This is a genomic window from Pseudomonas sp. GZD-209, assembly GCF_049310485.1.
Lineage (GTDB): Bacteria > Pseudomonadota > Gammaproteobacteria > Pseudomonadales > Pseudomonadaceae > Aquipseudomonas > Aquipseudomonas sichuanensis.
This window is the reverse complement of record NZ_JBMOWQ010000215.1, coordinates 1-6,564: the sequence shown is the minus strand read 5'-3', so window position 1 is coordinate 6,564 and position 6,564 is coordinate 1. Positions and strand designations below refer to the sequence as shown.

The following is a 6,564-nucleotide window of genomic DNA, read 5'->3' as shown; positions in this document are numbered from 1 at the left end:
CTGATGAACCGATCTCCGTACAGAATCGCAAACTGATTCATTGCACTTTTCCAATCATGCGCCGCCGAGCCCCAATTCGCCGTGATGTTTCGCAGCCCCAGCCAGATCAGTTTGGTGGCTGCGTCATCGTTCGGAAAATGGCCCCGGGTCTTGATGATCTTGCGTAGCTGAGCATTGATGCTCTCAATGGCGTTGGTGGTGTAAATCACCTTCCTGATGGCCGGTGGGAAGACGAAAAATGGAATCACTCGATCCCAGGCGCGCCTCCAGGCAGCCACCACCGTCGGATATTTCTCGCCCCACGGCCCGCTCTCAAACTCATCGAGTGCTTGCTCAGCCGCTTCGGCATTGATGGCTTGGTAAATCGGTTTCAGCGCTTTGGCCAGCTCTCGACGCTTGTCCCACGCCGCATAGTCCAGGCTGTTGCGGATCAGGTGCACGATGCATGTCTGCAACGTCGTCTCTGGAAATACTGCGCTGAGGGCTTCTGGCATGCCTTTGAGGCCGTCGGTCACGGCAATCAGCACGTCCTCGACGCCACGCTTCTTGAGATCGTTAAAGACCTTCATCCAGAACTTTGCACCCTCGGTGTTCTCGATCCAGATGCCCAGGATATCGCGCGTCCCGTCGGGAAGAACGCCCAGCGCCAGGTAAATGGCCTTATTGCGCACCAGGCCTTCTTCGCGGATCTTCACCCGCAGCGCATCGAAGAAAATGACCGGGTACATCGGCTCCAGTGGCCGCTGCTGCCACGCGCCAATCTCTTCCATGACCTCGTCTGTCACAGAGCTGATGAAATCGGGTGAAACGTCGGTTCCATACTGCTCGGACAGGAAGGCCCGTATCTCTCTGACCGTCATTCCACGGGCGTACATGGCGATGATTTTGTCATCGAATCCGGTGTAACGGCGCTCATGCTTGGGGATCAGAATGGGCGAGAAGCTGCCGTCACGGTCCCGAGGGATATCCAGCCGTAGCGGGCCATCGCCTGTCAGCACAGTCTTGCCACTCGTGCCATTGCGCTGGTTGGTCTCATCCTCTGGGCGCTGCGCGCCCGGAGGATAGCCCAGGTGATGACCAAGTTCGGCGTTCAGGGCTCGCTCGATCAGTGCTTTCTTGAAGGCGGCAGAGGCCTCCTCAATGGCCTCGGCGGTCATCAGCGGGGTCGCGGAAAACTGTTCAAGCAGCTCTTTCGGGACCTTCGGTAACTCTCGAAGCGGTTTCTTTTTGGTTGGCATACATGCACCTCTTACTCATGGTATGCCCGAACACAAAATTTCTGACACCCTCCTGATAGGCCACAGTTGGCAGCCTTGTTGGCAGGACGCAGTATCGAGGTGGGCGTTGCCGGCCCCTCACACGTCTCAAGCCATGCGCCAGGGCAGGCAACCATGGCCTGACAGGTTCGGCACGTTGCAACAAATGTAGGAGCGGATTCATCCGCGATGCGCCGCGCGGGCGGCGCTCGATCTTGAGAGCGCTGCACCTCTGTCGCCATGCACCTGGTGGCCCACATGCGATTTCAAGACAGGCCCTTGGGCGTCACACCGCTGGGCCTGGGTAATCAGGATTGGGTGAAGGCCACCAGGTGCCTGGCGGTGTTTTTGCAGCGCCTATGAGATCGAGCGCCGCCCGCGCGGCGCATCGCGGATGAATCCGCTCCTACATTTGTTGCAACGTGGCCATGCCTGATAGGCCACAGCTGTCCGCCTTGTTGGCATGACGTGGTAACGCGGTGGGCGTTGCCGAGCCCAAAAATCTCACTCCCCCTCCCGCACCATCTCCAAAAACGTCGCTACCACCCGGCGCGTGCGCTGTTCGCTCAAACACACCAACGTCTCCGTCAAATGCCGCTGACAATCGACAATCGGCAACGCACACACCCGCGCATCAGCCCCAAACTCCGCCGCCGAAACCACCCCAACCCCAATCCCCACCACCACCGCCTCCCGCGCCGCCTCACGCCCCTCCACCTGGATCGCCGAACGAATCCGCAAACCCGCCCGCTGCATTTCCTCCTCCAGCGTCTGCCGCGTCACCGACCCAGGCTCACGCAGCACCAACGGCGTGTCATCCAGGTCCGCCAGGCTGATCGACCCCCGGCTGGCCCATGGATGCTGGTGCGACACGAACGCCACCATCGGGTCGCGCCGCATCGGCACGCAAAACAGACGCTCATCGTCGACATCGCGCCCCAACAGGGCCAGGTCAGCCTGATAGCTGAACAGCCGGGCCAGCGACTCGTCGGTATTGCCCGTCTCGATCTTCACCTGGATACCCGGGTAGCGCTGGCAGAACCGGGCGATCTGCGGCAGCACGTGCACCGGCGCATCCACCGCCAGGGTCAGGCTGCCGGTGTGCAGGGCGCGCGAGTCCTGCAGCAACTCGACGGCCTCGGCCTCGCAGGCGAACAGACGCTGGGTCACCCCCAGCAGGCGCTCGCCCAGGTCGGTCAGTTGCACCGAACGCTTGTTGCGCTGGAACAGCAGCACACCGTAACGCTCCTCCAGCTTGCGCACCTGGTCGGACACCGCCGGCTGGGTCAGGAACAGCTTCTGCGCCGCGCGGGTGAAGCTGCCTTGTTCGGCGACCGCATGAAAGGCTTTGAGTTGAGCGTGGGAAACCGACATCGAGCACTCCGCTTACAAGCTGGGCTTATGAGTGAAATACGATAAATCGATTTTATTTATCAGTCAGCAGCTGTTTCCATGTGTTTCAACCTGACGCCATCGCCACAAGCGGTGGCCCCAGGCCATGGCCTCGCCCCGGTCACGCCAGACCGCTGCCGCCATCTGACCAAGTGACGTCCCTCCGTCACGCAGTGCGCACCACAACAACAAGACAGGCGTTTCTTCACATTCTGCCGGCACACTCACGCAAGAGGTCAGAGTCAAATGAATCAATCCCTGGGCGCCATCAAGCGTTGGCGCATGCAGATCTTCGCGATCACCTGGCTGGCTTACGCCGCCTTCTACTTCACCCGCAAAGCCTTCTCGGTGGCCAAGCTCGGCATCGGCGAAGACCCGACCTTCATGCTCGACAAGGCCGCCATGGCCAACCTCGACGCCATCTACCTGGCTGCCTACGCCGTGGGCCAGTTCACCTGGGGCATGCTCGCCGACCGCTTCGGGCCGCGTGTGGTGGTGCTCGGCGGGCTGCTGATCTCGGCAGCCGCAGCGGTGGTGATGGGCAGCTACGCGACCTTCCCGATCTTCGCCACCTGCATGCTGATCCAGGGCCTGGCCCAGTCCACCGGCTGGGCCGGGCTGTGCAAGAACATCGGCAGCTTCTTCCCGGCCGCCCAGCGCGGGCGGGTGCTGGGGTTGTGGAGCTCGTGCTACGCCTTCGGCGGCCTGGTGGCTTCGCCGTTCGCCGGCTGGTGGGCCTACACCCTGGTCGGCACCTGGCACGCGGCATTCTTCTCCAGCGCCGTGGTGGTGGCCCTGGTGGCCGTGCTGTTCTTCATCTTCCAGCGCAACAAGCCCGAAGACGTCGGCCTGCCGGCGGTGGAGCCAGAGCCGCAAAGCATGGCGCCGGGGGGCAACCTGTGCAGCGTCTGGGCACCGCTGCGCGAGATCCTGCGCAACCGCACGGTGCTCACCCTGGGCCTGGCCTACTTCATGTTGAAGCCGGCGCGCTACGCCATCCTGCTGTGGGGCCCGGTGATCGTCTTCGAACAGATGCCCTCGGTGGGCAAGGTCGGCGCGGCGATCATCCCCACCGCCTTCGAGCTGGCTGGGTTGCTTGGCCCGATCATCATCGGCCTGGCCTCGGACAAACTGTTCGGGGCCCGGCGCATGCCGGCCTGCGTGATCAGCCTGCTGCTGCTGACCATGGCCCTGGCCGGTTTCATGGCGGCCATGCACAGCGGCAGCGTGGTGCTGGTGGTGGCCTTGCTGTTCGTCATGGGCCTGACCCTGTATGGCCCCGACTCGATGATCAGCGGCGCGGCGGCCATCGACTTCGGCACGGCCAAGGCCGGCGCCACTGCCGCGGGCTTCGTCAACGGCTGCGGTTCGGTGGGCGCGGTGCTCGGCGGCCTGCTGCCGGGGTATTTCGACAGCGTCACGGTGTTCATCGTCTTCGCCGGCACCGCGCTGTTTTCCGCCCTGGTGCTGATCCCGCACTGGAACAGCCGCCCGGCCAGCGCCATTGCGGCCAATGACGTTGCCCCCAACACCAGCATGGCGATCAAGCCACTGCGTACTTGAAGGAAAGCAAAGCGATGAGACCGTTCTGGCTGCAACAGGCGCTGGACCAGGAAGACGAGGCCCTATGCCCACCCTTGCAGGGCGACGCACGCTGCGATGTGTGCATCGTCGGCGGCGGCTACACCGGGCTGTGGACCGCGTTGATGATCAAGGAACAGGCGCCGCAGCTGGATGTGCTGCTAATCGAGGCGGATATCTGCGGTGCCGGGGCCAGCGGGCGCAACGGTGGTTGTGCGCTGTCCTGGTCGGCCAAGTACTTCACCCTGGAGCGTCTGTTCGGGGTGCAGGAGGCGGTGCGCCTGGTCAGCGAGTCGGAGCGCAGCATTGCGGCCATTGGCGCGTTCTGCGCCGACAATGGCATCCGCTGCGATTTCCGCATGGACGGCACCCTGTACACCGCCACCAACCTTGCCCAGGTCGGTGGCACCGATGCGGTGATCGCGGCGCTGGAACGGCGCGGTATCAACTCGTTCCAGCGCCTCGAGCCTGCGCAGTTGCAGCGCCTGGCGGGCTCCGAGCGCCACTTGGAGGGCTGGTACTCACCGGCCGCCGCCACCGTGCAGCCCGGGCGGCTGGTGCGCGGCTTGCGCCGGGTTGCCCTGCAGCGCGGCGTGCGCATCCACGAGGGCACGGCGATGACCGGGCTGGAGCACGGGGCCCCGGCGCAGGTGCGTACGCGCACCGGCACCATTCGCGCCGACCGCGTGGTACTGGGCCTCAACGCCTGGATGGCGCGGGCCTTCCCACAGTTCGAGCGCAGCGTGGCGATCGTTTCCAGCGACATGGTGATCACCGAGCCATGCCCGGAGCTGTTGCGTCAGATCGGCCTGGACAGCGGCGTCAGCGTGCTCGACTCGCGAATCTTCGTGCACTACTACCACAACACTTCCGATGGTCGGCTGATGCTCGGCAAGGGCGGCAATACCTTCGCCTATGGCGGGCGCATGTTGCCGGTGTTCGACCAACCATCGCCGTACCAGCCGCTGTTGCGCGAGAGCCTGGCCGATTTCTTCCCGGCCCTGGCCGAGGTGCCGCTGGCAGCGAGCTGGAACGGGCCTTCCGACCGCTCTGTCACCGGCCTGCCGTTCTTTGGCCGGCTCGATGGGCAGGGCAACGTCTTCTATGGCTTCGGCTATTCGGGCAGCGGGGTAGGGCCGTGCCACATGGGCGGGCAAATACTGTCGTCCCTGGCCCTGGGCCTGGACAACCCCTGGACCCGCTCGCCGTTGATCAAGGGGCCGTTGGGGCAGTTCCCGCCGGAGCCGATTCGCTACCTGGGCTCGCTGATGGTGCGCAATGCCATCCGGCGCAAGGAGCACGCCGAGGATCGCGGCGCCAGGCCGCGGCGGCTGGATGTGCGGCTGGCCAAATTCGCGGCGGCGGCGGGCAAGGCGGACAAAGGTTAACCCAGAGTAGGGCCCTTCGCGGGTACTGTGGGAGCGGGTTTACCCGCGAACAAGCTCATGCGATTTCTTGTCGATCCGCAGCGTTTGGGCGTATAAACTCTCCCCACTTTTGGCCGGTCGCTTCCTGAACCGGCCCTTGAAACAAGAGAGTTGAAATGGGCGCACAGTGGAAAGCCAAGCATAGAGAGACCGCGGCCAACGCCAAGGGCAAGATCATGGGCAAGCTGGCCAAGGAGATCCAGATCGCCGCCAAATCCGGCGCCGATCCGGACATGAACCCGCGCCTGCGCCTGGCCATCGTCCAGGCCAAGAAAGCCTCGATGACCCGTGAGACCCTGGAACGCGCGATCAAGAAAGGCGCTGGCCTGGACGGCGAGGCCGTGCAGTACCATGCGGTAAGCTACGAAGGCTTCGCCCCGCACCAGGTGCCGTTGATCGTCGAGTGCCTGACCGACAACGTCAACCGTACCGTGGCCCAGATTCGCGTGCTGTTCCGCAAGGGCCAACTCGGTGCCAGCGGCTCGGTGGCCTGGGACTTCAACCACGTCGGCCTGATCGAGGCTACCCCGGAAGGCGACGCCGACCCGGAAATGGCGGCCATCGAAGCCGGTGCCCAAGACTTCGAGGAAGGTGAGGAAGAGGGCTCGACCCTGTTCATCACCGACACCACCGACCTCGACGCCGTGCAAAAAGCCCTGCCTGAGCACGGTTTCACCGTCACTTCGGCGAAGATCGGCTACACCCCGAAGAACCCGGTAAGCGCCGCCAGCCTGAGCGCCGAAGCGCTGGCCGAGGTCGAAGCGTTCCTCGAAGCGATCGACGAGAACGAAGACGTGCAGAACGTCTATGTCGGCCTGACTGACTGAGCCGAGTGACGCCATCGAGGGGGGGGGGGGGGGGGGGCGGGGGGGGTGGGGGGGGGGGGGGTGGGGGGGTGCATGGGAGAG

At 64.1% G+C, this 6,564-nt stretch carries 5 protein-coding genes; 3 read left to right on the top strand and 2 right to left on the bottom strand.

Annotation, left to right across the window (positions count from 1 at the left end; genetic code table 11):
* Together ACO6VM_RS22115 and ACO6VM_RS22110 are read right to left on the bottom strand one after the other, a co-directional pair.
* Positions 1-1,238, bottom strand: a 1,238-nt coding sequence (locus ACO6VM_RS22115) for an IS256 family transposase (RefSeq protein WP_422403422.1), incomplete at its 3' end; no start/stop codon positions are given.
* Positions 1,239-1,760: 522 nt separating this feature from the next.
* The gene (locus ACO6VM_RS22110; protein ID WP_422403828.1) at positions 1,761-2,630 is read right to left on the bottom strand and encodes a LysR substrate-binding domain-containing protein; all 870 of its coding nucleotides are present in this window, start codon (positions 2,628-2,630) and stop codon (positions 1,761-1,763) included.
* Between the two features lie 264 nt (positions 2,631-2,894).
* Between ACO6VM_RS22110 and ACO6VM_RS22105 the strand changes: the two genes are divergently transcribed.
* The 3 genes from ACO6VM_RS22105 to ACO6VM_RS22095 all read left to right on the top strand — a co-directional run bounded on the left by ACO6VM_RS22105 (position 2,895) and on the right by ACO6VM_RS22095 (position 6,483).
* Entirely contained in the window at positions 2,895-4,211 is a 1,317-nt protein-coding gene (locus ACO6VM_RS22105) for an MFS transporter (protein WP_401057112.1), read from the top strand.
* Positions 4,212-4,225: 14 nt separating this feature from the next.
* The gene (locus tag ACO6VM_RS22100; protein ID WP_422403827.1) at positions 4,226-5,617 is read left to right on the top strand and encodes an FAD-dependent oxidoreductase; all 1,392 of its coding nucleotides are present in this window, start codon (positions 4,226-4,228) and stop codon (positions 5,615-5,617) included.
* A 155-nt stretch (positions 5,618-5,772) separates the two neighbouring features.
* On the top strand, positions 5,773-6,483 hold the full coding sequence (locus tag ACO6VM_RS22095) for a YebC/PmpR family DNA-binding transcriptional regulator (RefSeq protein WP_401057114.1): 711 nt from the start codon (positions 5,773-5,775) through the stop codon (positions 6,481-6,483).
* Positions 6,484-6,564 lie beyond the last annotated feature (81 nt).